General features: G+C 61.3%; 21 protein-coding genes and 3 pseudogenes. 5 read left to right on the top strand and 19 right to left on the bottom strand.

The features are described 5' to 3' along the window. Both arsA and PO883_RS29630 read left to right on the top strand, forming a co-directional pair. The coding region (gene arsA / locus PO883_RS29635) for an arsenical pump-driving ATPase (RefSeq protein WP_289312964.1) at nt 1-1,988 on the top strand (1,988 nt) is incomplete at its 5' end. 19 nt (nt 1,989-2,007) lie between these two features. Beyond that, nucleotides 2,008-2,283, top strand: coding sequence for a rhodanese-like domain-containing protein (locus PO883_RS29630; protein WP_308606530.1), 276 nt, complete (start codon nt 2,008-2,010; stop codon nt 2,281-2,283). Nucleotides 2,284-2,300: 17 nt separating this feature from the next. Here PO883_RS29630 and PO883_RS29625 read toward each other — a convergent pair. The 9 genes and pseudogenes from PO883_RS29625 to PO883_RS29590 all read right to left on the bottom strand — a co-directional run. Next, nucleotides 2,301-3,931: pseudogene (locus PO883_RS29625) on the bottom strand (Tn3 family transposase); the annotation flags it as partial. Beyond that, nucleotides 3,816-4,079, bottom strand: a complete 264-nt coding sequence (locus PO883_RS35270) for a DUF4158 domain-containing protein (protein WP_373890117.1) — start codon at nt 4,077-4,079, stop codon at nt 3,816-3,818. The gene PO883_RS35270 and the pseudogene PO883_RS29625, both read right to left, overlap by 116 nt. Before the next feature lie 265 nt (nt 4,080-4,344). Next, the gene (locus tag PO883_RS29620; RefSeq protein WP_289312963.1) at nt 4,345-4,719 is read right to left on the bottom strand and encodes a hypothetical protein; all 375 of its coding nucleotides are present in this window, start codon (nt 4,717-4,719) and stop codon (nt 4,345-4,347) included. A 58-nt stretch (nt 4,720-4,777) separates the two neighbouring features. Next, entirely contained in the window at nt 4,778-7,873 is a 3,096-nt protein-coding gene (locus PO883_RS29615) for an efflux RND transporter permease subunit (RefSeq protein ID WP_289312962.1), read from the bottom strand. A gap of 5 nt (nt 7,874-7,878) precedes the next feature. Further along, nucleotides 7,879-8,997 carry an efflux RND transporter periplasmic adaptor subunit gene (locus PO883_RS29610; protein ID WP_289312961.1) on the bottom strand — a complete coding sequence of 373 codons (1,119 nt, stop codon included), beginning with the start codon at nt 8,995-8,997 and terminating at the stop codon, nt 7,879-7,881. Continuing rightward, entirely contained in the window at nt 8,994-9,545 is a 552-nt protein-coding gene (locus PO883_RS29605) for a hypothetical protein (protein ID WP_289312960.1), read from the bottom strand. Before PO883_RS29605 ends, PO883_RS29610 begins: the two co-directional genes overlap by 4 nt. Next, entirely contained in the window at nt 9,542-10,771 is a 1,230-nt protein-coding gene (locus PO883_RS29600; RefSeq protein ID WP_289312959.1) for a TolC family protein, read from the bottom strand. The genes PO883_RS29605 and PO883_RS29600 overlap by 4 nt, the downstream gene beginning before the upstream one ends. Nucleotides 10,772-10,857: 86 nt before the next feature. Next, nucleotides 10,858-11,121 carry a hypothetical protein gene (locus PO883_RS29595; protein WP_289312958.1) on the bottom strand — a complete coding sequence of 88 codons (264 nt, stop codon included), beginning with the start codon at nt 11,119-11,121 and terminating at the stop codon, nt 10,858-10,860. Nucleotides 11,122-11,270: 149 nt separating this feature from the next. Further along, nucleotides 11,271-12,320: a DMT family transporter gene (locus tag PO883_RS29590; protein WP_289312957.1), complete on the bottom strand. Its 1,050-nt coding sequence runs from the start codon at nt 12,318-12,320 to the stop codon at nt 11,271-11,273. Nucleotides 12,321-12,595: 275 nt separating this feature from the next. Between PO883_RS29590 and PO883_RS29585 the strand changes: the two genes are divergently transcribed. The 3 genes and pseudogenes from PO883_RS29585 to PO883_RS35265 form a co-directional block, all read left to right on the top strand. Further along, nucleotides 12,596-13,165, top strand: coding sequence for a recombinase family protein (locus tag PO883_RS29585; protein ID WP_289312956.1), 570 nt, complete (start codon nt 12,596-12,598; stop codon nt 13,163-13,165). Nucleotides 13,166-13,202: 37 nt separating this feature from the next. After that, nucleotides 13,203-13,796, top strand: coding sequence for a cyclopropane-fatty-acyl-phospholipid synthase family protein (locus PO883_RS29580; RefSeq protein ID WP_289312955.1), 594 nt, complete (start codon nt 13,203-13,205; stop codon nt 13,794-13,796). Between the two features lie 110 nt (nt 13,797-13,906). After that, nucleotides 13,907-14,068: pseudogene (locus PO883_RS35265) on the top strand (rhodanese-like domain-containing protein); the annotation flags it as partial. Nucleotides 14,069-14,113: 45 nt separating this feature from the next. Here PO883_RS35265 and PO883_RS29575 read toward each other — a convergent pair. The 10 genes and pseudogenes from PO883_RS29575 to PO883_RS29530 form a co-directional block, all read right to left on the bottom strand. Beyond that, entirely contained in the window at nt 14,114-14,350 is a 237-nt protein-coding gene (locus tag PO883_RS29575; RefSeq protein WP_289312966.1) for a GGDEF domain-containing protein, read from the bottom strand. Between the two features lie 46 nt (nt 14,351-14,396). Further along, a pseudogene (locus PO883_RS29570) lies at nt 14,397-14,948 on the bottom strand (AAA family ATPase); the annotation flags it as partial. A gap of 56 nt (nt 14,949-15,004) precedes the next feature. Continuing rightward, nucleotides 15,005-16,045, bottom strand: a complete 1,041-nt coding sequence (locus tag PO883_RS29565) for a zinc-dependent alcohol dehydrogenase family protein (RefSeq protein ID WP_289312954.1) — start codon at nt 16,043-16,045, stop codon at nt 15,005-15,007. A gap of 217 nt (nt 16,046-16,262) precedes the next feature. Next, nucleotides 16,263-18,713: a PAS domain S-box protein gene (locus tag PO883_RS29560; RefSeq protein ID WP_289312953.1), complete on the bottom strand. Its 2,451-nt coding sequence runs from the start codon at nt 18,711-18,713 to the stop codon at nt 16,263-16,265. A 336-nt stretch (nt 18,714-19,049) separates the two neighbouring features. After that, entirely contained in the window at nt 19,050-19,751 is a 702-nt protein-coding gene (locus tag PO883_RS29555; protein WP_289312952.1) for an MBL fold metallo-hydrolase, read from the bottom strand. Nucleotides 19,752-19,786: 35 nt separating this feature from the next. Further along, nucleotides 19,787-20,587, bottom strand: coding sequence for a sulfite exporter TauE/SafE family protein (locus PO883_RS29550; protein ID WP_289312951.1), 801 nt, complete (start codon nt 20,585-20,587; stop codon nt 19,787-19,789). A 14-nt stretch (nt 20,588-20,601) separates the two neighbouring features. Beyond that, nucleotides 20,602-21,042, bottom strand: coding sequence for a DUF6691 family protein (locus tag PO883_RS29545; RefSeq protein ID WP_289312950.1), 441 nt, complete (start codon nt 21,040-21,042; stop codon nt 20,602-20,604). A 10-nt stretch (nt 21,043-21,052) separates the two neighbouring features. Continuing rightward, nucleotides 21,053-21,481, bottom strand: a complete 429-nt coding sequence (locus PO883_RS29540) for a YeeE/YedE family protein (protein WP_289312965.1) — start codon at nt 21,479-21,481, stop codon at nt 21,053-21,055. Next, a complete protein-coding gene (locus PO883_RS29535; RefSeq protein WP_289312949.1) occupies nt 21,478-21,813 on the bottom strand; it encodes a metalloregulator ArsR/SmtB family transcription factor in 336 nt (111 codons plus the stop codon). Before PO883_RS29535 ends, PO883_RS29540 begins: the two co-directional genes overlap by 4 nt. 112 nt (nt 21,814-21,925) lie before the next feature. After that, the gene (locus PO883_RS29530; protein ID WP_289312948.1) at nt 21,926-22,282 is read right to left on the bottom strand and encodes a carboxymuconolactone decarboxylase family protein; all 357 of its coding nucleotides are present in this window, start codon (nt 22,280-22,282) and stop codon (nt 21,926-21,928) included. Nucleotides 22,283-22,301: the final 19 nt, after the last annotated feature.

Here is a 22,301-nt window from a genome sequence, read left to right as displayed (position 1 = left end):
GGCTCGGTTGCAGCAAGTGCCAATACACCATTGCACTCATCGAGAAGATGGCCCACGCCGCCGGGGCGGCGATCGAGATCGCGAAAGTATCGGACCCGGAGGAAATCAAACGCCTGGGGGCGACTTCCACGCCTGCCGTCATGATCGACGGCACAATCGTGCACAGCGGTGGTATCCCGTCGCACGAACAGGTCATGGGATGGCTAGCGGACAAAGTGCCAGGTTTCCTGGACCGGCCCACGCGGCACCTTTTCTTTACCGGCAAAGGCGGCGTGGGAAAGACGTCGCTATCGACCGCCACGGCGCTGAACCTTGCCGATGCCGGTTCCAGGGTACTTCTGGTGAGCACCGACGCCGCATCGAACCTGGATGAAATGCTGGGAATCGAACTGCGCAACATCCCCACGCCGGCACCCGGCGCGCCGGGCTTGTCGGTGTTGAATATCGACCCCGACACGGCGGCCGAATCGTATCGCCAGCGCGTTCTGGCACAGATGGGCATTGACGCCAGCGACGCGGCGCGCGCAACCGTGCGCGAACAACTGTCCGGCGCTTGCACCACGGAGATCGCTGCCTTCGACGAATTTGCGGCGCTGCTGTCGGACCCTGGCGCCCAGTATGACCATATCGTGTTCGACACGGCGCCCACGGGGCACACCTTGCGCCTGCTCAGCTTGCCACAAGCGTGGAGTGGATTTTTATCTGGCAATGACCGCGGGGCTTCATGCCTTGGACCGCACTCGGGACTGAAGATGCAGGAAGTGCGTTTCAAGGCGGCCCTGGACGCCTTGCGCGATCCCGGCCAGACGACCGTCATTCTGGTCGCCCGCGCCGACAAGAGTGCCATTGCCGAAGCGGCGCGCTCGTCGGACGAGTTGCGCACGCTGGGCCTGAACAAGCAGCGGCTTGTGATCAACGGCGTGTTCCACGCCAGCGATCCGGGCGATGTGGTCGCTTGCGCCATTGCAGCCCTGGGACAACAGGCGCTCGATGAGATGCCGTCATCACTGCGTTCCCTGGCGCAGGACCGGGTGCCATTGCGCTCATTCGATACGGTCGGTCTGCCGGCATTGCGCGCATTGCTTGCCGCACAGGTCGCCCCCATCGCCGCCGGTGCGCTCGCGCCTGATCCGGTCCCATCCCTGCCGGGCCTGGATGCGTTGGCCGACGAGTTGGCGCTGGCGGAGCACGGCTTGATCATGGTCATGGGCAAAGGCGGGGTTGGAAAGACGACCGTCGCCGCCGCCCTGGCACTCGGCCTGGTTCAACGCGGAAAAACCGTTCATCTCAGCACCACGGACCCTGCGGCGCACCTGGCGGGAACCCTGGATGGCGCCGTGCCCGGCCTGCGCGTCGATCGCATCGACCCCAAGGTGGAAACCCAGCGCTACATCGACAAGATGATGACGGCCAGGTCGCCCGGCCTCACTTCGCAAGAACAAGCCCTGCTGCTGGAAGACTTGCAGTCGCCATGCACGGAAGAAGTGGCGGTCTTTCACGCCTTCTCGAAAATCGTCAACGAAGGGCGTAGCGCCTTTGTGGTGCTCGACACTGCGCCAACCGGGCACTCCCTGCTGCTGATGGACGCGACCGGTGCCTACCATCGGCAGACGCTGCGCGAGTTTGAAGGGCATGGCAGCGGGCGCGTGACGACGCCCCTGATGCGGCTGCAAGATGCCAGGTACACCAGCATCATCCTGGTGACGCTGCCGGAAGTGACGCCGGTGTCACAAGCGGCGGCGCTCCAGGACGACCTGCGGCGCGCCAGCATCGAGCCGTTCGCTTGGGTGATCAACAAGAGCGTGCTGGCGGCGGGAACGCACGATCGTTTGCTGGCGGCGCGTTTGGCGGGCGAACGCGAGCAAATGAAGCGGATCGTCGGCGGCCTGGCAAAGCGCATGTTCATCGTGCCTTGGCGCATTAGAGCGCCGATCGGCTTGGTCGAATTGTCCGCACTGGTGAGTCAAACCGTGGCACACCCCGTCTGATTTTTTGAAGGAGATGACAATGAAAACAGCCCATGATCTTGTCACCGAAGCCAGGGCGCATGTCGCGGAGGTGGCCATCGGCGACGCCGATGCGGCGATCCGCGATGCGGCGATCCGCGATGCGGATGTGCTGATCGATGTGCGCGAGGCGGACGAATATGCCGCGGGCCATATCGCCGGCGCCGTGCACATGTCACGCGGCATGCTGGAATTTAAGCTAAGCAACGACACCGCGTTCAGTTCACGCGACATGAAGATGGGGTTTAAGGTGCAGTGGAACGGAAAACCGGGTTAAGGGCTAGGTTCGCTGGCTTATTCGTCGCTCGCCGGGTTGCGTAGCGGCCGCAGCTCACCCTTGGCCACAGCGTCCGGTACTGAGAATGAATACCTGCCGAGCATGTTGATATGCTCATGCAGCAGTGGTGACAGCCTGGCCGCGTCCTCATCGCGCACCTCGAAGCCGTCCGCGCGGAGCTGGTTCAACGCGGCCTCCATGTAGCTGGTGTTCCATAGCACGATCATGTTGAGCACGAGGCCGAGCGCGCCGAGCTGGTCTTCCTGGCCTTCGCGGTAGTGCTGCCTCAATTCACCCCGTTTTCCATGGAAGACTGCGCGGGCGACGCTGTGTCGCCCCTCGCCACGGTTGAGCTGCGTTAGCGTTCCCCGGCGCTTGGCTTCGTCATCGATGTACGTCAGCGTGTGCAGGGTTTTGTCGATGCGGCCGAACTCGGCGATGGCTTGGGCTAGTCTCGTCGGCCGCTCGCCCACCTGGAGCGTGCGCATGATGCCGGCTGCCGGCACCCGGCCAAGCTTGAGAGAGCCGGCCAGGCGCAGCATGTCATCCCAATGGGGTTCGATCTTCTGGAGACTAATATTGTGTGCGGATACAGAATTGAGCAGTCCGTAGTCGGCCTTTGAGTCGATTCGCCAGAAGCGCGTGCCGCCGACATCGGCCAAGCGCGGGCTAAATCGGTAACCAAGCAGGCGGAATAATCCGAAAACCACGTCGCTGTACGCGCCCGTGTCCGTCATGATCTGGGTTGGCTGGAGGTCGGTTTGCTGTTCCAGGACGACGGCCAGCAGGACCAGACTATCGCGCAGCGTGCCAGGCACCGTGATGTCGTTGAGGCCGGAAAACTGGTTCGATATCAGGTTGTACCAGGTCACACCGCGTCCGACGCCGAAGTATTTTGGGTTCGGCCCGGAATGCACTGATCGTACCGGCACCACGAACCGCATGCCGTCGGCCGACGCGACCTCACCGCCGCCCCACACGCCGGCCAGCGCTGAACGGCTTTGCGCCGATACCAGCATTGTGTTCGCTGCTGTGATAGTGTCATCGCGCAGATAGTTCTGGTCCACCCAGGACAATCTATCGCGCTTGAGGGCCGGAACGTCGCCCCGAATCAGCGGCTCCGGTCCCGTGTTGCAGGCCTCGGCCATCAGCACCGCGCAGATGCTCACATGCAGGTCAGAAGCGCGCGCGGTGCGCTCCGATATGTGAGTGAAGGCGTCGGTGAAGCGAGTGCGGGCGGCAATCTCCAGGATCAGTTCTGGCAGATCGACGCGCGGCAGCATCCCCCCATGACCTTGGTGCGCAGCGCGATCAACGATGCCGGTTCATCCATTCTGTCCAACGGGCTGAGCACAAGTTCCTGTTTATCGCCCACCTTGTCAAACCGCACAGCCGGGTTCTCGGGCAACCTGGCGGCGACAGCGTGGTAGGTGCGGTCCAGTTCATCGGCCAGCGCGGTCAAGGTCGGCCCCGGTAGCGCCGACAAGCCCAGCGTGCGACAAATGATCGGGCGTGTGGACTCCCATTCAGCGCTATCGAGCAGGCCGGCGCGCGGGTCGGCGTACCGCCAGCTTGGAGCCACGAACACGTCGCGCCGGCGCAGCGCGATACGCAATTCGGACAAAACGCAGAAGGTGTAAGCGTGGAAATCGATGACATCGCCATCGCTTTTGTGCGATCAAAGCGTGGTCGGTGTCGTCCAAGTGGAAGTATCGGGCAAGGTCATGGGGCGACGGCGGGCCGGCGTAGCGACCGTAGTTTTCGCGCTGGTCGTTCGAAAGAAAGCTGACTGGCATAGGTCCGATCTACGCCCGCCTGGGGCTAATTTGAATCGATAAATCTTCGTGACTTGCGCTACGACCGATGGCCAAGTCGTTCTGGCGCGGGTAGCTGCCCAGTTTGCATAGAATCAAGGAAACTCTGATGTGCCATGTTTGATCACCCGGCCAGGCGCAGCACATCGTTCCTGGGCGCTTCGGTTGGCGTTTCTCGTTGCATTCGTTATGCGACACATGTGCCGAAACAAAAATGAGAGAGCCCGACTGTGGCTCTCCCGCCTTCTCACTTTGCCGAGAAGCGCACGCTGATCGGTTCCTTGCCGGCCAGCGTAATGGACGCGACCGCCTTGGTTCCCTTCGTCAGTTTCACATCGGCTTTCGATGTCAGCGTGTTATGGTCGCTTGGCTCCAGCACAGTTTCGGCTCTCTTCTTGCCTTGCAAGACGGTTAGCGTGCCCTTTGCTTCACGCGTGGACAACTCGCGACCGTGGTCCTCGACGTAGATAATCGCCTTGCCGTCCTTGGACACCAGTTCGAATGCCAGGTCGCCAGCGCTCGATACCACGCCGCCGTGTTTCGCTTGGGCCCCGTGGGCCAGCGCACTGTTTGACAACACCATGCCGAAGGCAACGGCGGCTACTGCGATAAGCTTCTTCATTTGTCATTCTCCAAAATGTGGCGGCCGGATATGGGCGCCGCCACGTAACCCATTGAACCTAAAAACTTTCTTTCGAATCCAAGGCCACCAAGCGCTCCAACGGGGCTCGACCCACCATATGGAACAGTAAGGGCGTAATCAGGGAATCGAGAATGGTCGAACTGATCAGCCCGCCAAAGATCACCACGGCCACCGGATGCAGAATCTCTTTGCCCGGCGCGTCCGCAGCGAGCAATAGCGGGGTGAGCGCGAAAGCCGCCACCAGAGCCGTCATAATCACAGGCGTAAGACGTTCCAGCGAACCGCGCACGATCATCGGCCAGCCGAACTGCTCGCCTTCGAACTTGCATAGGTTGATGTAGTGGCTGACCTTTAGAATCCCGTTGCGCGTCGCGATGCCGGCCAGTGTGATAAAGCCCACCATCGATGCCACTGACAGGCTGACGTCCGCAATCCACATGGCCAACACGCTGCCCACCAGGGCGAACGGGATGTTGCCCATGATGACAAGGGCCAGGGTCGATGAGCGGTAGCGGGAATAGAGCACCAGGAAGATCATCAACAAGGACGCCAGCGACAGCCCCATGATCAGACGCTGCGACTGCTCTTGAGCCTGAAACTGCCCTTCCAGACTGATGAAGTAGCCATCTGGTAGCTTGCGTAACGCGATCTCCCGCCGCACGTCGTCGATCACGCGTGACATGTTGGAACCATCGGTGTTGGCGTACACGATAATGCGGCGACGACCATTTTCCCGGCCGATCTGATTAGGGCCATCGCCTTCCTCGATGGTGGCAATCGTCGAGAGCGGGATGCGTCCGCCGGGGGTGTCAATCATCACCCGGGCCAGATCCTGCGGTGTTCGGGCACTGTCGGCCAGGCGCACCACCAGCTCGAATCGGCGTGCGCCATCGATGACCTGTGTGACGGTCGCGCCTTCGCTAAGCGACTGCAGCGTCGAGAGCACTTGACCGCCGGCCAGGCCGTACTGTGCAGCCTTACGATAATCGACCCGGATTTTGATTTGCGGGATCAGCACCTGGCGTTCTACCGAGAGGTCGACCAGGCCTTTTACACTTGAGAGGCGACTGCGCACGTCTTCGCCGATCCCGCGCAGGGTGTCGATATCGTCGCCGTAAATCTTCACTGCGATTTGCGCCCGCACGCCCGACAATAAATGGTCGAGACGGTGCGAAATTGGCTGCCCGATTGCTACCGAGGCGGGGATCGCCGCAAGCTGGTTACGGATATGGGCCATGATCTGTTCGCGCGACCGTTCGGATGCTTTGAGATCGACATCGATCTCGGACGCATGCACGCCTTCGGCATGTTCGTCGAGCTCGGCGCGGCCGGTGCGGCGTCCAACCCTGGTTACCTCCGGCACTTGTCCAATAAGGGTTTCAGCCAGGGATCCCATCCGGTTGGCTTCGACCAGCGAGGTGCCGGGCGTAAACGTCATGCCCATCACCAGCGAGCCTTCATTAAAAGCTGGCAGGAAGGCGCGGGGGAAGAACGGCAGCGATGCCAGGGCCAGCAGGACAATCACGAGGGCCACTGCCAGAATCGCTTTCATCCGGGGGAACGACCAAGCCAACACCCGTGTGTCCCACGCTTTGACGGTCCGTACAATCGGACTGTCGCCGCGGTGCAGGCGTTTCATACGCGGCAGCAGGTAGTAGGCAAGGGCGGGGGTCACCGTCATCGACACGACCATCGAGGCCAGGATCGAGGTGATGTACGCGATCCCGAGTGGGGCGAACAGGCGTCCTTCGATGCCGGGCAGGGCGAATAGCGGAACAAATACCAACACGACAATGACCGTGGCATAGACGATGCCCGAACGCACCTCGACGGAGGCATGCCAAATAACATCCAGCACCGAGACATCGGGAGCGCGTTGCTTGAGCCGGCGGACAATGTTTTCGACATCGACAACTGCATCGTCGACCAGTTCACCGATGGCGATGGCTAGACCGCCCAGGGTCATCACATTGATTGACTGATCGAGCAGCTTGAACGCGAGCGCGGTGACGGCCAGCGACAGGGGAATTGCGATCAGCGAAATCAATGTGGTGCGCCCGCTGAGTAGGAAGGCGAACAGAATGATCGCCACCAGAATCGCGCCGTCGCGCAGTGCTTCGGTCACGTTACCAATCGACGCATCGATAAAGTTAGCTTGGCGGAACAGCACCTGCGGCTGCGAGATACCCGCTGGCAGTCCCTGCTTGAGTTCGACCAGCGCCTTTTCAATGTCCTCGGTCAGGCGCACAGTATCCGCCGCTGGTTGTTTTTGCACGCTGACGATGACTGCCGGTAGCCCGTTTAAGCCTGCGTCGCCACGTTTGAACGCGGCAGCAAATCGCACGCTTGCAACTTGCTCAAGCAGAATCGGGATGCCATCACGCCAGCCCACCGGGAGTCCTTGCACGTCCTCCAGGCGATTGGTGCGGCCCAGGTTACGGATCAGGTATTCACGGTTGTTCAAGTCGATAAAGCCACCTGAGGTGTTGGCCGCAAAGCCACGCAGTGCGCTGGTAAGTTGATCGAGCGTGACGTTGAACTGCGCCATCCGCGCCGAGTCGGGTTCCACGCGCAACTGGCGGACCTCGCCGCCGATGGGGATGACCTGCGATACGCCGGGAATCGACAGCAGGCGCGGCCGCAATACAAAATCGGCGTACTCGCGCGCCTTCATGGGATCGGTCGCCTTGACGTCGATCGGCAGGGCGATGAGCATGATTTCGCCCATGATGGACGACACCGGCCCCATCACTGGGGAGATCCCGCCTGGCATTTGCTCCTTCACCAGGGCCAGGCGCTCGGCCACCAGCTGGCGGTTGCGGTAGACGTCGGTGCCCCAGTCGAATTCCGCATAGACGATCGACAGGCCGACGCCGGAAACCGAGCGCACCCTGGTCACACCGGGCATGCCGTTGAGGGATGTCTCCAGTGGGAAGGTGACAATCTGCTCGACCTCCTCAGGCGCCATGCCGCCGGCTTCGGTTAGCACCGTAACGATCGGTTTGTTCAAATCGGGAAACACGTCAACCGGCGTGCGTGAGGCTGTATAAAAACCGTACAGCATCAGCAACAGCGCGCCGACCAGGACGAACAGGCGGTTGTGCAGGCTGAACCTGACAATGGTATTGAACATGGCGCCTACCGGATCTGGTTGATGAGAGAGGCGCCCGCGACCACGACGCGATTGTCAGCCGTGAGCCCTTTGGTCACGACGACGGTATTGGCATCGAGCGACTTGGCTTCCACTGGCAGGGCGATAAAACGCAGGGCGCCAGATTTGATCCAGACGATGGTTTGGTTCGCCTGGTTGCGCGCCAGTGCGGCGGCAGGCAAGGAAATTCCTCGCACCGTCCCCTTCAGTTTCGCCACAACCGTCACCGGCTGGCCAACCGCCAGGGGCAGGCCTTGGCCCTTGGCGCGGAACGTCACCGGCAGCGCGCCTTCGCGCAGGGAACGTCCCAACCCAAGCAAGGATAGCTCCACTTCCTGGGCGCCGGCCAGGTGGGCAGAGGCGATGTTCTGCGCCATGCGCGGATCGGTTACCTGAGCTTCGACCAGCATGCGGTCCGGATCGACAATGTCAAACAGCACGTCGCGCGCTTCAACGATCTGGCCAGCGAGCACATTCGCGGTGGCGATAACGCCCGTGGCCGATGCCGTAATCGCTTCGCGGCCCTGCACTGCGCCAGACAGCGCGCGGGCGCTGCCGACATTGCCAGCAAGTTCGGCGCGCGCCGCCTCGATTTCCTTGGCCGGCACGACGCCCCCCAGCGATTCGAGCCGTTTCAGGCGTCGTTCGAGCAAGGCACGATTAGCGCGCAGCTCCGCCAGTTGCGCCTGCTGGGCGCCGCGTTCGAGCGCTTCGGCGACCGGTTTGACGAAAACCAGCACCTGGCCCTTGCGCACCCGGGATCCCGCACTGGGAATGCCACCGGGTCCGGCGTCGATGCGCCCGGCGAATGGCGCCTGTACGCGCCCGCCGGCGTTCGGGTCGATGCTGGTGCGCCCATTGAGTTCAACCGTCTGCGGCAGATCGGCTTCATGGACCATGATCGTCCGGATCGACATCCGTCGCTGTGCAAGCTTGGGGACGTTGACGCTACCGTCGGACAAACGGGCAAGCCCGGCCGTCGGGCCGGCCGACTGCCCGTCCAGATGCTCTCCGTTCGGGCCGTGTGCGCCCGGTGAAGCCTGCACGCCTGTGACGGCACAGCAGAGGGCGATCGCACTGATGACAATGTGAATGTGGTTTTTCATATGGTTACCTTGTTTTTCTTGTTACGGCGCAGCCACATAAGTACAGTAATCGACAGCGCAAGCGCCCCGCCAAGTGCTAACCATTTCCACGCGCTGGTATGTTGATGAACGGCTGCCGCAGGTGCGGTGACCTCGAGCGTGCCTTCGAGCAGGTCGCTTTCTTCGCCGGCGATGAAGGTGAAGAGCAGGGCGTGCTTGCCCGGCGTCGCCAGCGCTTTCAGAAATTTCTCGTCATCGATAGCGTAGTCACCCATGTCCGGATGAAACTTCGCAGCAGCTTTCACGCCCTTGTATTCCACTTCCAGCTGGCCATTGAGGACCGGTTCATTGGTCTCGTACCGGTCGATCATCACCGAGAGTTCGCCACCAGACAGTTGTCCGACGAGCTCGAATGCTTCGCTGAAGGTTTCGACGCGGGGGGCTGTGCCAGTTGACGCGGTGCCGGCTGGACCGTCCAGATGTTCTCCGTTCGGCCCATGGGCGCCAGGTGAAGCGAAAGCGCTCGCGGCCATGGCCACGGCGAGAACGAGTGAGATGACGTATTTCATGGCAAGACTCCTGATGCCTGGTTGAGTTGTGCATGTGCCCGTGCAAGTGCGATTTCCTGCTGCCGCTCGGCGACCTCGGCTTCGTGCGCCAACGCGGTCGAGCGCAGCAGATCTGCTAGGCCGCGTTCGCCCAGCTTGAAGGCCCGTTCGATCAGCCGATGGTGTTCTGTCATCGCTGCCACGCGCGCACGCGCAGAGTCCAGTGCAGATTTGGCGTTGTCGAGTGTGGTGCGCGCAACTTCCAGGTCAGCCGTGGTCGCCGCTTCGATTTGCTCAGCTTCGGCGGCGGCCACAGCGATCTGGGTTTGAGCCTGCGCCTCTACCGGGCGGTTGCGCCCGGCGCCGCCGATCGGGATCTGCACCGCCAGCCCGAGGCTACGGTCGGGCGTTGACATGCCGATATTGCGCTCTCGCCGCATCGACAGGGTCACGGTGGGTGGGGCACGGCGGCTGGCGCGGGCAAGGCCAAGGGCGGCTTGAGCGCGCTGCTCGGTAGCCCGCGCCGCTTCCCGTCTTGGATTGTTTGCGCCAGGCTGACTCGGGAGAGGCTCGGGTGCCAAAGGCAAAGGTCCGGCATAACCGGTCAAAACCTTGAGTTTGGATGCACTCTGCTGCACCTCGGCCTTGGCCTGTTCCACGGCCACGCGCCCCGCCAGCATCTCCTGTTCGGCCAGCAGGCCATCCACGCGTGCCAGGTCACCCGCAGCGACACGCCGCTGGACCTCGCCGGCCAGTTCCTCAGTGTGATGCAGGTGGCCCTGCTTTTCCTCCAGCTGGGCCTGCGCGGCCGCTGCGTCCCACAGGCGTGCGCGCACTTCGCCGGCAACCTCAAGGCGTGATTTACGGGTGTTCGCATGCACTTCGCGCGTTGTCTGCTCCGCCAACGTGCGCCGTGCGGCACGCTGACCCGGCATCCAGAGGGACGTTGCAACGCTCACTTCAGATTCGGAAAGGCCCCGGTCACTGCCGAACCGGTCGCTGCGCTGGGACAGGCCAAGCACCGGCTGTCCGGCTAGCCAGGAAGACGACAGCTCGCGATTGGCCTGGACTTCAGCCTCGCGCGAAGGTTGGCTGCGCCCGGGGGAAGAACGCTGCCAGGCTTGCTCGACCAAGTCGTGCAGGGTGATTCGCGGACTGGTCCCCACGGCGCCAGCGACGCAGGGGATGATGAATGGTGTAACCACCAGTGCGCCAATAAGCAGCGCGCGCAGTCGAAAAACGTGCATGTTTACTCCAGCTTGTGATGAGAGGATTCACAAGGGGTAAGCGCACGGCACCGGCATGACTATGCCAGGCAGAAAGAAGTGTGCGATTAACCCCCGGCAGCGAGACCGGGGGCGAATGCAGGAGGACGTTGGGGATCGTCCAAGTAGGGGTCGGGGATGTAGGAGGCCGGATAAGACCGGTCGGCGAGCGACTGGCTCAATGGGCTGAACAAGGCGAGTGCCACTTCTGGCAGGAAGTGCTGCACCGTGGCCGATGGCTCATGACTGTGCTGAGCCGACTCGTCCGACTCGTCGTAATGCACCTTGCCATCATCATGGTGATGATGATGCACATCATCGGTATGTTCCATTTGATGCGCAGTGCCAGTGCCTAGCAGGCGAACGCCGGTGATCTGCGCAGCGAAGCTTTGCAGAGGCAGGCAAATCAGCAGCAGTAGGCAAAAGAGTCGGCGCACAGAGATTAGTCCCAGAAACTAACGCGATTATAGCAGTACAGTTTTTAGTGATCGTGGCGATGGTGTATGTCCGGAAAATGCGGGTGCTTGTGTCGCAACGGCATGTGGATATGGGGGTGCACGTGCGGCTCACGCCCATCCCACTCGGCACCATGTTGATGCTGGTGGTGCTTATCGTGTCGATGACTGTGGGCATGTTCCATGGGCTCGTGGTCATGTTCGTGACCGTGTGATTCGGTCAAGTGCAGCCACAACCCGATCGCCATCAGCACGCCAGCTACCCAAAACAGCGGCCCGGGGCGATCGCCCAGCATGACCAGCGATAGCACGGCGCCCACGAACGGCGCCAATGAAAAGTAGGCGCCCGACCGTGCGGTGCCGAGATGGCGCAGCGCGAGTACAAAAAGCACTAGGCTCAGTCCGTAGCCTATAAAACCCAGCGTTGCCGCCAGCGCAGCTGTTTGCAATGCGGGAAGTTCGCTACCCATGGCTATCGCTACGCCGAGGTTGACGCTGCCGGCAACCAGTCCTTTCAGACAGGCAATTTGTACCGCATCGCTGGCGGACACCTTGCGTGTCAGGTTATTGTCAATCGACCAACATAGACATGCTGCGGCGATCACCACCGGTCCCAATATCGCACCATCGCCAGAAACACCATTCCATGAATTCCATGAAAGTAACACGCTTCCCGCAACGATTGCCCACATACCCACGGCAATGCGACGGTCGTAATTCTCCCGAAAGACCCACCAGGCCAGGATAGCAGTAAGCACGCTTTCCAGATTTAGCAGTAGTGAAGCAGTTGACGCGGCAGTTAAGGTGAGCCCATACAGCAGCAGCACCGGGGCAACGACACCGCCGGCTAGAATAGCCCCACCCAGCCAGGGCAGGTCCTTCGATGACAAGTCAGCCAATGCGATTCCCCGTGCGCGTTGGATCAAGTAAATACAAGCTAAGCCCGTACCGCTGCCGGCGTACAGAAGGCCAGCCAGCAGCACCGGCGGCACATCCCCAATGAGCTGTTTTGCGAACGGGGTACTGGCGCCGAAAAGGGCGGCGGCCAGCAGTGCATATAAGACGCCTTGGTACATATATCCAATCCGCTCCAAAAAGGGCTAAGGTGATCTTGGCAGACCCTGTAGTACGCCGGGAATTAATGCGCCAAAGGATAATCGAGTAACGCGGCAGCAAAGTGCAGCTCGAAAAGCGAAACTCAACATAATCATGTCAGAGTAGACTATACCCTAACCTGATGTCAGCGGCCCCTGTCGCAAGCCGTCAGATTAGGGCTGATATCGCAATTACTTGACACGTGCCTTGAACGGTCATAGAGTCTTTCCTGACACATCTTGTTAAGGAGGTACGTTTGCGAGGTCAACGCATCGGCTATGTCCGGGTCAGCAGTTTCGACCAGAATCCAGAGCGTCAGCTCGATCAGGTCCAGGTGGACAAACTGTTTACCGACAAGGCGTCGGGAAAAGACACACAGCGGCCGCAGCTCGACGCCTTGCTGTCGTTCGCCCGCGAAGGCGACACGGTTGTCGTGCACAGCATGGACCGGCTGGCGCGCAACCTGGACGATCTGCGCCGGCTGGTGCAGACGTTGACCAAGCGCGGGATACGAATCGAATTCGTTAAGGAATGCCTGAGCTTCACCGGCGAAGACTCGCCGATGGCGAACCTGCTGCTGTCAGTCATGGGGGCGTTCGCGGAGTTTGAGCGTGCCTTGATCGGCGAGCGACAGCGGGAAGGGATTGCATTGGCAAAGCAGCGCGGCGTCTACCGAGGTCGCAAGAAAGCGCTGGTGGAAACCCAAGTGGTCGAGCTACGCCGCCGCGCCAGCGCTGGCGAGCAGAAGGCCATGCTTGCGCGCGAGTTCGGGATAAGTCGCGAAACCCTGTATCAGTACATAAAAATGCCACGACCGGCGATTTGAACGCGATCCCTGCCATTTTTTACTAAAGAGCTTCCTAATGCAGACGAGCGTAGAATTTTTTGATACTCAATTTTCAAAGCAGGTTCTACAAGAGCAGCATGTATTGAACCCATTTGAATTATTGACTCTCCCTTACTTGGCCGGCGAGGTGCTCGACTTCGGTTGCGGCCTCGGAAATCTTTCCATCGCGGCGGCCGAGGCAGGCTGCAACGTACTAGCGCTTGACGCGTCGCCAACCGCGGTTACTTATCTTCAAGAAGTTGCCAGCAGACGCGGTTTGCCGATTTCCGCTATCGAAGCTGATCTTCGCTGTTACCGCATCGATGCCTGCTTCGACACCGTCGTGTCTATTGGACTGCTGATGTTTTTTGACCGCAGGACAGCTTTGGCGCAGCTTGCTCAGATGCAGTCCAGCGTACGCCTTGGTGGGATTTTGTCTGTCAATGTGCTGATTGAGGGAACCACGTTTCTGAGTATGTTCGACCCGGCCAGCTACTACTTGTTCGGCGCGGACGAATTAAGCGCGTTGTTGGCGGGGTGGGACATCCTCGCGGAATCTTTTCATGAATTCGATGCGCCACAATCAACTGTCAAGCGCTTCGCAACAGTGATCGCCCGCCGTAAAGTGTAGATTCCCGAAAGGTCGTGATTGCCGGCCATGCAGGCAGGGCCGTGCACCGTAGCGGAATTTGAGCCATAAACGCTTAACCCGGTTTTCCGTTCCACTGCACCTGACACCCCAAGATCGTGTTGTACTGCAAAACAAGCGGCCGTGCGGCGCTCGCGGCATGTTCGCTGCGGGCCATGGGCTATGTGCACGTGACGTCGATCGCGGGCGGTTTCGACGCCTGGGTTAGCGCAGGTAAACCGGCCGCCGGGCCGCATTTGCCGACCTTCGAGTAACATCGCCCTGGGTCTGGCGGCCCATTGCGATGCGTGCATTGCTTGTCATGTCCAGGCGCTGGTGACGTGGTCGGGCCGCGCCGTGAGATGACCGGGGTGCGCCGATTGCGGCGCTGCAGCCTTGGCCCGACTGCGTCGTTCCGCCTTGGCACGATAGCGTTGTGTATCGGCGTGCGCAAACAAAGTCGCAGGGTCCTTCTCGCCCGCGGCGCCCCACACGGCAACGCCCAGACTGACGGTGACGGCATCGCTCACCCCGGAGCCCGCGTGTGCGATGGCCAATGCCCGTATTGCCAGCTCGATCTGCTCGGCTTTTTGAAAAGCAACGCTGAGCGGTGTTTCCCGAAATCGACTGGATCAGGTGCGATCCCAGGTTCGAAGTCATGACGATCACCGTATTCTTGAAGTCGACCGTGCGTCCCTGGCCATCCGTCATGCGGCCGTCGTCGAGCACCTGCAGCAGTACGTTGAAGACGTCCGAGTGCGCCTTTTCGATTTCGTCGAACAGGATCACGCTGTAGGGCTTGGGGCGCACCGCCTCGGTCAGGTAGCCGCCTTCGCCGTAGCCGACATAGCCGGGCGGCGCGCCAATCAGGCGGGCCACCGAATGCTTCTCCATGAATTCGCTCATGTCGATGCGGATCATGGACTCTTCGGTATCGAACAGGAAATTGGCCAGCGACTTGCACAGCTCCGTCTTGCCGACCCCGGTGGGCCCGAGGAACAGGTACGAGCCGTATGGCCGGTTCGGGTCGGACAATCCGGCGCGCGCGCGCCGGATCGCGTCCGACACCGCTTCGATCGCCTCGTCCTGGCCGACCACGCGTTCATGCAGCTTCTCTTCAATGTGCAGCAGCTTGTCGCGCTCGCCCTGCATCATGCCAGGTATCGCGCCAGCGTCGCCCACACGCCATTGACACCAAACCCTTATTTATATCAGGCGACCTCGATAATCACTTTCAGCGCACACGTGGCTGCGGCATGCCCAAACGTGTCGTATGCGCCGAGTATGCCGTCGAGACTGAAGCGGTGCGTAACCAACCGCTTGGGGTCAAGCTTGTGCGCGCACAGGGATTTGAGCAACATCGGCGTACTGACCGTGTCCACCAGGCGCGTGGTGATCGTGATATTGCGGTCCCATAGATTTTCGAGGTGGAGATCGGCCTTGGTTCCATGCACGCCGATATTGGCGATCGTGCCGCCGGGTGCGATGATTTGTTGGCACATCTCGAAAGTTGCTGCGACACCGACGGCCTCGATCGCGGTATCGACGCCACGGCCGCCGGTCATGGCCAGCAGCGTTTGCACCGCATTGCCATCTTTGCTGTTGATGGTGGCGGTGGCGCCGAATTGCATGCCGGTGGCGAGGCGGTTGTCGTCCAGGTCAATCATGATGATGTCGGCGGGCGCGTAAAACTGTGCCGTGAGCAATGCCGCCAGCCCGATCGGGCCGGCACCGACAATGGCCACCGTGGCGCCGGGTTGCACCTTGCCGTTCAGGACACCGCATTCGAAGCCGGTCGGCAGGATGTCACTCAGCATCACCATGGACTCATCGTCCGCGCCCGGCGGAATCGGGTACAGACTGGTGTCGGCATACGGAATGCGAACGTACTCGGCCTGGGTGCCGTCGATCTTGTTTCCCAGTATCCAGCCGCCGTTGGTGCAATGGGAATACATGAGCTTGCGGCAGTAGGCGCATTTGCCGCATGAACTGATGCAGGATATGAGCACCCGGTCGCCTACCTTGAACGCGGTCACGCCGGCGCCGATGTGTTCGATGACGCCTACACCCTCATGTCCCAGCACGCGGCCCGGCTCGCAACTGGGCACATCGCCCTTGAGGATGTGCAGATCGGTGCCGCAGATGGTGGTCTTGCTCAGCTTGACGATGGCGTCGGTGGCGGCATCGATGGCGGGCATCGGACGTTCCTCGAGCGCAAATTTCCCGGGCCCGTTATAGACAAATGCTTTCATGGTTTTGGTTCCAGCATGGTTAGGATTGTTTGTCGACAGGTGCGCATCAGGTGGGCAGGCAAGCTTCGAACCGCTCGTCCAAGGGAAACGGCATCGCGATGTCATGGGATGACTTGATGGAATCGCATGGGTGCTTTGTGGCGCTGCTTGTTTGACTGAAATTTATGCGAGATACCCGCTCGTGTCCGTCTGGTAGGCCACTTAGCCGGCCGGCCCATTACGGGCTCTCAACCAATAGCGCGACGTCGATCGCGAGCGGCATGTTGAGCCAGAACAAGGATCCACATCCGACTTCGCTTTCCGCTCCGATTGATCCACCCATCGACTCGACCAGTTTTTTGGTCACAACCAGGCCGACACCGGTGCCGACCTGCTTGCCGTGTTGCTGGCCTAGCCGGTTGAACGGTTGAAACAAGCTCGCCAACTCTTTCGGCGTCAAACCGTGCCCGGTATCGCGTACACCAATGCGCACCTGCGCTTTCCCGTCCATGACACACGACACGTCGATGCTCCCTCCGAGGCGATTATATTTGATCGCATTCGACAGCAGATTGAGCATCGCTTGCTTGATCCGCACCGGGTTCGCGTGGATGCCCAGGCCGTTTTCGCCAGCCAGACTGACGTGCAGGCCAGCATTGGCAACGAGCGGCTCGATCATGGCACGCAGGTCATGCAGCAGGGCGTCGACCGAGACCGGCTCGCACGCCAAGCCAGCGGAATCGGCCTCAATCGTCGCCAGGTCCTGAACCTCGGTGATCAAGTCGCGCAGATACCAGCCGGCCTTGATGATCTGCCCGATCGCCACCAGTTGCGCCGGTGACGGTGCGGGCGTGCGGCTTTCCAGCATTTGCGCGTAGCCCAGCATGGTGCCCAGCGGCGTGCGCAACTCGTGTGTCATATGGGTGATGTAGTCCGATTTCGCCACACTGCCGGCCGTGACCGACAACATCGCCAGCTCCGATAGTTTCAGTTCGGTCACGTCGACGAAGGCGGAAATGGCTCCGCATGCATTGCCTTGCTCGTCCCACAAGGGCATGGCATTCCCCAACAGATAGCGGACGGTGCCGTCAGGGTGAACATGCTTGAATTCATAATCGCGCATGTCCATGCCGCCCGCTGCCTGTCGCAAGGCCGCCTGGCCGGAGCGGATATCGCCGCTCTTCTGTTGCAGGTCCTGAGCGGGCCTGGCATCCTCGCTCGCTCCAGGTTGACCGGGCATGCCGGTGGCGGGAGCGCGAAACCAGCGATCATATAATTCGTTGCCGGTCACCTCGGCCAGCAGCGGGTCGTGTGCAATGCAAACCGCGGCGGGGACGGCGAACAGCAAGTTGCGCAGTTCTTGCGATCGCTCGCGCTCGCGCCGCTCGCTGGCATGCAACTCCGCCGCGACGCGCGTGCGTTCGGTTATGTCGCGCACGATGGCCGTATAGTAAATGCCTTGACCAAGGTCGAAATGGGAGATCGATGCCTCGGCGGGGAATTCCGTCCCATCGGCGCGAATGGCCGCCACCGTTCCCAGACTTCCCATACGACGCGAGGCCGATCCGGAAACGCCGAAAGCGCGCAACTGGGCGTCATGCGCGCTGTGGAACCGTTGCGGCAAGAGTTTGCTGAGGGAACTGCCGAGAATGTCTGCGCGTGCATAGCCGAACATTTTTTCTGCCGCGGGATTGAAGGCGATGATCCGTTGGGCGTCGTCGAGCATGACGATGGCATCCATGGCGGACTCGATCAGCCCGCTCATCTGCGCCTGATTGACTTGCTTGAGATGCTCCGCGTCAAGACGCAAATCATCGCTGCGCCGCAGGGCTTCGGCCGTGCGCCAGATAAACAGGCCAAAGAGGATCACATAGGCAACCGAGGTCAAGGCCACGCCAAAGCTCGAATCGTAGAACGCGCGCCGTTCGCCCTCGATCCGCAGCCAGCCGAGCAGGAATGGGGTGGCGACAGCCAGCGGCAGCAGGCGCCGCGCCAGCACCCCGCCGACGGTGCCGCTGACCAGGACGGCAAGCATGCCATGGGACGGGCGCACCAGTAGCACGCCTAGGCCGACCAGGAGGGTGCCAATGGCCGTATGCAGCGCCACCGTGGAAAAGAAACCAACGTCGTAGAGTGCACTCACGCCGTAGGCGTAGCCCAATATTGCCAGGGTCGCGATGCCCATGGCAAGCAATGCCAGCAGCTGCGAGAGCCGGCGCGCCCCGGTATCGAGGATGGCAAGCGCGGCCCCCAACAGCATGAAATTCGTTGCGGTCGCGAGCGCCATCCTGCCGGAAAAAATCCTGCGATCCGCCGAGGCGGAACCAGGGTGGAAGAATTGGTCGATCCCGAACTGCAGGCCCAGGCCATATTCAAGCAGTGTCGCAAGCCCGATGCCGAGCACGATCGTGGCGCTCGCGAGTTGGATAAGACGCCAGTGCCGATCCAGGCGCGTTTTTCCAGCGGCGAGCAATGCGATCCCCGCCAGAACAAGACAAAGCGCGGTGTTCGGCTGCATCGCCACCCATTGGGGAACAATGTTGGTTAGCGTGACGATGCCGTTAGCCCATCCGAGCAGAACAGCGAATCCCAGGGTGATGGCAAGCTGTCCGCAGCGTTTGCCTGCTGATTGATAGCGGAAGATCAGGGTCGCATTCGCGTACTTTTCTTTCCGCAATACGCTGTGCATGGTGTTTCCATTCTTCCAAGTATTGCACGGACGCGCCTTGAACTGATTTTCATGCAGTAAGGAAAACTCATGGGAATTGGGAGAGTAGCGCGTGTTTGCGCTGCCAATCTATGCGGTAGCGCACAGACCAGGATTTTCTTGTATTTCCATTGCGGTGCGCGGCAATACGTTGTGGGTGCCGCGACGTGTCAATCGTCAGCTTGCGTTTGCCGGCGCCGGCGCGTCAGCACGGAATATCGTCTGCAGGTCACTGGCATTCCCGCCTCGACGGAGACCACTTTGCGCAGGCGCGCGCGTTACTTGCAGCGGGCCTGGTTCGAGAATGTCGTGCGATACTCAAGCGCCGTGCTGCAGCCCAAGATGTTGATTGGCCGGAACCGCGACATCGATCAGCTTGGGCTTGGGCAGGTCGAGCCCAGCCATCAGTGCGACGAATTCGTGGCCACTGCGGTTGGCCAGACGCGCGTTGTGGCGTTTTTCCCAGCCGATGGTGGAGACCGACTGGCCCTTGTAATCATGCGCGGGCCAGACGCGCGTGTCGTCCGGCAGTACAAACAGCTTGGTCGTTACGCTGTCGTACAGGGCCTGCGCACTGCCGCTCTGGAAGTCAGTGCGGCCGCAACCGTCAATGAGCAAGGTGTCGCCGGTAAACACGTTGCCGCGCCACAGGTAGCTCATGCTGCCAGCGGTATGGCCCGGCGTATGCAAGACCACGATCCGCTCATCCTTGCCAAAGGCGATAAGGTCGCCATCGGCAAGCTGCACTTCTGCAGGGGCAATACCGCAGCCGCCCGGTACAGCTGCCTTGGCACCGGTCAGTTCGCGCAGCTTGCCGGCCGAAGTGACATGGTCGGCGTGGGCGTGCGTTTCCAGGATGTAGGCCAGTTCCAGGTTCAGGCGTGCCAGGTGCTGCAAGTCGCGCTCCCAGTGCCGCTGGACCGGATCGATCAGCACTGCCGCGCGCTCGCCGGGGGCCACAAGGATATAGGTAAATGTTGACGACTCCGTGTCGAACAACTGGATAGGATTGAGGTTCATGGTGGGTCTCCGAAACAATGCAATAATTGAAGGGCCTACAGCAGGGCTTTGGCGATCATCCCAATTGCCACGGCAACTGCGACTGCGGCAAATCCGATTTGCAAATGCGGTCCGGCCAGTCGGGCCGACACCAAACGGCCGCCAAACATGCCGGCCAGGGCGCCGGCTGAAAACGGCATTGCCACGCTCCACAGCATGCCGCCGCTGGCCGCGCTGGCAAGCACGCCGATGAGCGATACCAGCGCGATGACGGCCAGCGAGGTGGCAACGACCGAACGCATCTCCAGATTGGTATAGCGCTGTAGCGCGGGCACCATCACAAAGCCGCCACCCACGCCCAGCAGTCCCGACAGCAGGCCCGCCACGGCGCCGGACAGGCCGAGCGCGCGTGCGCAACTGCTGGTCCAGATGAAGCGGCCGCTGTGCGCATCGCGCATGCAGGGCTGGGCATCGTGGCTTGGGGCGCTTGTGGCAAGCGTGCCTGGCCTGGCCTGGCGCAAGGTCCGCGCCGCCACGAGCAGCAGGATCAGCGCGAACAGTACGCTGAGCCAGCGATTCTCGATTCGATGTGCAATCCACAGGCCGAACGGCGACAGCAGCATGCCGGATCCGGCGATCAGGAACGCGGCGCGGTAGCGCACAATGCCATCCCGCAGCCCGAGGATCGCGCCCAATGCGGCAGCCATGCCAACTGCTAGCAGGCCGATCGGTCCGGCCTGCGCAACGCCCATCTGCAAGCCAAATACCAGCAGGGGCACCGCCAGGATGCCGCCCCCGGCGCCGGTCAGCGCGAGGATCACGCCGACGACCAAGCCAAGTCCAAGAGCAATCAACATGGTTTCTCCGCAGCTTAGCTTGGCGTGGCCAGCCTGGAGCGCGAACGCAGGCGTTCGACGAGTTCGAAGATCGCCATGCCGGTAAGCATGGCGGCGCTGAAAATGAGTGGCTTGGCACTACCGCTGGCGAGCGCAGCGAGCGCCGGACCGGGGCAGTAGCCAGCGAGGCCCCAGCCGGCGCCGAACGCGAGGCTCCCAAGGACCAGACGGCGGTCGATTTGGGTAGCCGTTGGCAGGCGCATGACGTCGCCGAGCAGTGAACGCTGGCGCCCGGCCGCAAGGCGGAAGGCCAGCAGCCCGACCAGGATGGCGCCGGCCATGACCAGCCCCAGCGAGGGGTCCCAATTTCCTGCCAGATCGAGGAAGCCGATTACCTTGGACGGATCGGTCATTCCAGAAACGATCAGGCCGATTCCGAAGACCAGACCGACGATCAACGCCATAATGACTTGCATGATGCGCTCCTTAAGCGAGTATGTGACGAATGATGAATACGGTGACAAAGCCGGCGAACATGAATGCCGCTGTCGCCGCCAGCGATCTGGGCGACCGGCGCGACAGGCCGCATACGCCGTGGCCGCTGGTGCATCCTGAGCCATAGCGGGTACCGATCCCGACCAGGAGCCCGGCAACGATCAGGGTAGCGCTGCCGGCATCGATTTGCACCGTCGGGAGCGGCGCAAAGAGACCGAACACCAGCGGCGCCGCGACCAGGCCGGACAGGAAGGCGAGGCGCCACGCCATATCGCCGCGCGGCCATGCCAGCAGGCCGCCCAGGATGCCGCTGATGCCGGCAATCCTGCCGCTAAAGAGAATAAACAGCGCCGCCGACAGCCCGATCAGCGCGCCGCCCACAGTGGCGGAGAATGGTGTGAAATGCGTCCAATCGATCATGACGTTTCTCCTTGTTTCTTGGGACAAAACAGTTCGTACAGCAGTTGCAGGATTGCCAGCGCCTCGGCGCTAGCGATACTGTAGAAAATTTGCTTGCCTTCGCGCCGCGTGCGCACCAATTGTTCATCGCGTAGCACGGCCAGTTGCTGGGACAAGGTCGGCTGCCCGATGCCAAGGACGGTTTCCAGCTCGCTCACGCAATGCTCGCCTTGGGTCAGTTGGCACAGCAGCGTCATGCGGTCCGGGTTGGCCAGCACCTTGAGCAAGCCGCATGCCTGCATTGCCGCGAGGTGCATTGCGCCCACATCGATTTTTTCAGTTGCCTTTGCCATCCTGACGTTTCTTTCCGCGTAGTGCGCCGTTTCAATATATAAAATTATATACCACTTTTTAATATAATGTTGGCGAAAGCGGCGCCGCGACCCGGCCTGTGGCGCCGGCAGCTTACGGCGTGGTTGAGAATTCCTCGAATGCGGCGAGGGCATTGGCCGAGTACATCGCCGAAGGGCCGCCTCCCATATAGATTGCCATTCCCAGCGCCTCCTCGAGTTCGGCCTTGCTTGCACCAAGTTTCACCAGCGCCTGAACGTGAAAGCCGATGCAGGCATCACAGTGGGCCGCCACGCCCAGGGCAAGCGCGATCAACTCCTTGGTCTTCTTGTCGAGGGCACCATCACGCAATGCCGCCTTGGACAAGTCGCCGAACGCCTTCATGACGTCCGGCGTATCGGCGCGTAAGGTGCCGAGTTGCTTTGAAACAGAGGCCGTCAATTCCCGATATCCAGCTGCGCTGTTCGTCATACGATGCTCCTCATTGACA

Source organism: Massilia sp. DJPM01 (assembly GCF_030348125.1).
In the GTDB taxonomy this organism is placed as follows: domain Bacteria; phylum Pseudomonadota; class Gammaproteobacteria; order Burkholderiales; family Burkholderiaceae_D; genus Telluria_A; species Telluria_A frigida.
The sequence above is the reverse complement of the archived record's forward strand: the minus strand, read 5'-3'. Positions and strand labels throughout refer to the sequence as shown.

Excerpts from the sequence above, each read along its gene's own strand:
- PO883_RS29630 (WP_308606530.1), top strand. The coding sequence starts at position 2,008 with ATGAAAACAGCCCATGATCTTGTCACCGAAGCCAGGGCGCATGTCGCG.
- PO883_RS35270 (WP_373890117.1), bottom strand. The coding sequence starts at position 4,079 with ATGCCAGTCAGCTTTCTTTCGAACGACCAGCGCGAAAACTACGGTCGC.
- PO883_RS29620 (WP_289312963.1), bottom strand. The coding sequence starts at position 4,719 with ATGAAGAAGCTTATCGCAGTAGCCGCCGTTGCCTTCGGCATGGTGTTG.
- PO883_RS29615 (WP_289312962.1), bottom strand. The coding sequence starts at position 7,873 with ATGTTCAATACCATTGTCAGGTTCAGCCTGCACAACCGCCTGTTCGTC.
- PO883_RS29610 (WP_289312961.1), bottom strand. The coding sequence starts at position 8,997 with ATGAAAAACCACATTCACATTGTCATCAGTGCGATCGCCCTCTGCTGT.
- PO883_RS29605 (WP_289312960.1), bottom strand. The coding sequence starts at position 9,545 with ATGAAATACGTCATCTCACTCGTTCTCGCCGTGGCCATGGCCGCGAGC.
- PO883_RS29600 (WP_289312959.1), bottom strand. The coding sequence starts at position 10,771 with ATGCACGTTTTTCGACTGCGCGCGCTGCTTATTGGCGCACTGGTGGTT.
- PO883_RS29595 (WP_289312958.1), bottom strand. The coding sequence starts at position 11,121 with ATGGAACATACCGATGATGTGCATCATCATCACCATGATGATGGCAAG.
- PO883_RS29590 (WP_289312957.1), bottom strand. The coding sequence starts at position 12,320 with ATGTACCAAGGCGTCTTATATGCACTGCTGGCCGCCGCCCTTTTCGGC.
- PO883_RS29580 (WP_289312955.1), top strand. The coding sequence starts at position 13,203 with ATGCAGACGAGCGTAGAATTTTTTGATACTCAATTTTCAAAGCAGGTT.
- PO883_RS29565 (WP_289312954.1), bottom strand. The coding sequence starts at position 16,045 with ATGAAAGCATTTGTCTATAACGGGCCCGGGAAATTTGCGCTCGAGGAA.
- PO883_RS29560 (WP_289312953.1), bottom strand. The coding sequence starts at position 18,713 with ATGCACAGCGTATTGCGGAAAGAAAAGTACGCGAATGCGACCCTGATC.
- PO883_RS29555 (WP_289312952.1), bottom strand. The coding sequence starts at position 19,751 with ATGAACCTCAATCCTATCCAGTTGTTCGACACGGAGTCGTCAACATTT.
- PO883_RS29550 (WP_289312951.1), bottom strand. The coding sequence starts at position 20,587 with ATGTTGATTGCTCTTGGACTTGGCTTGGTCGTCGGCGTGATCCTCGCG.
- PO883_RS29545 (WP_289312950.1), bottom strand. The coding sequence starts at position 21,042 with ATGCAAGTCATTATGGCGTTGATCGTCGGTCTGGTCTTCGGAATCGGC.
- PO883_RS29540 (WP_289312965.1), bottom strand. The coding sequence starts at position 21,481 with ATGATCGATTGGACGCATTTCACACCATTCTCCGCCACTGTGGGCGGC.
- PO883_RS29535 (WP_289312949.1), bottom strand. The coding sequence starts at position 21,813 with ATGGCAAAGGCAACTGAAAAAATCGATGTGGGCGCAATGCACCTCGCG.
- PO883_RS29530 (WP_289312948.1), bottom strand. The coding sequence starts at position 22,282 with ATGACGAACAGCGCAGCTGGATATCGGGAATTGACGGCCTCTGTTTCA.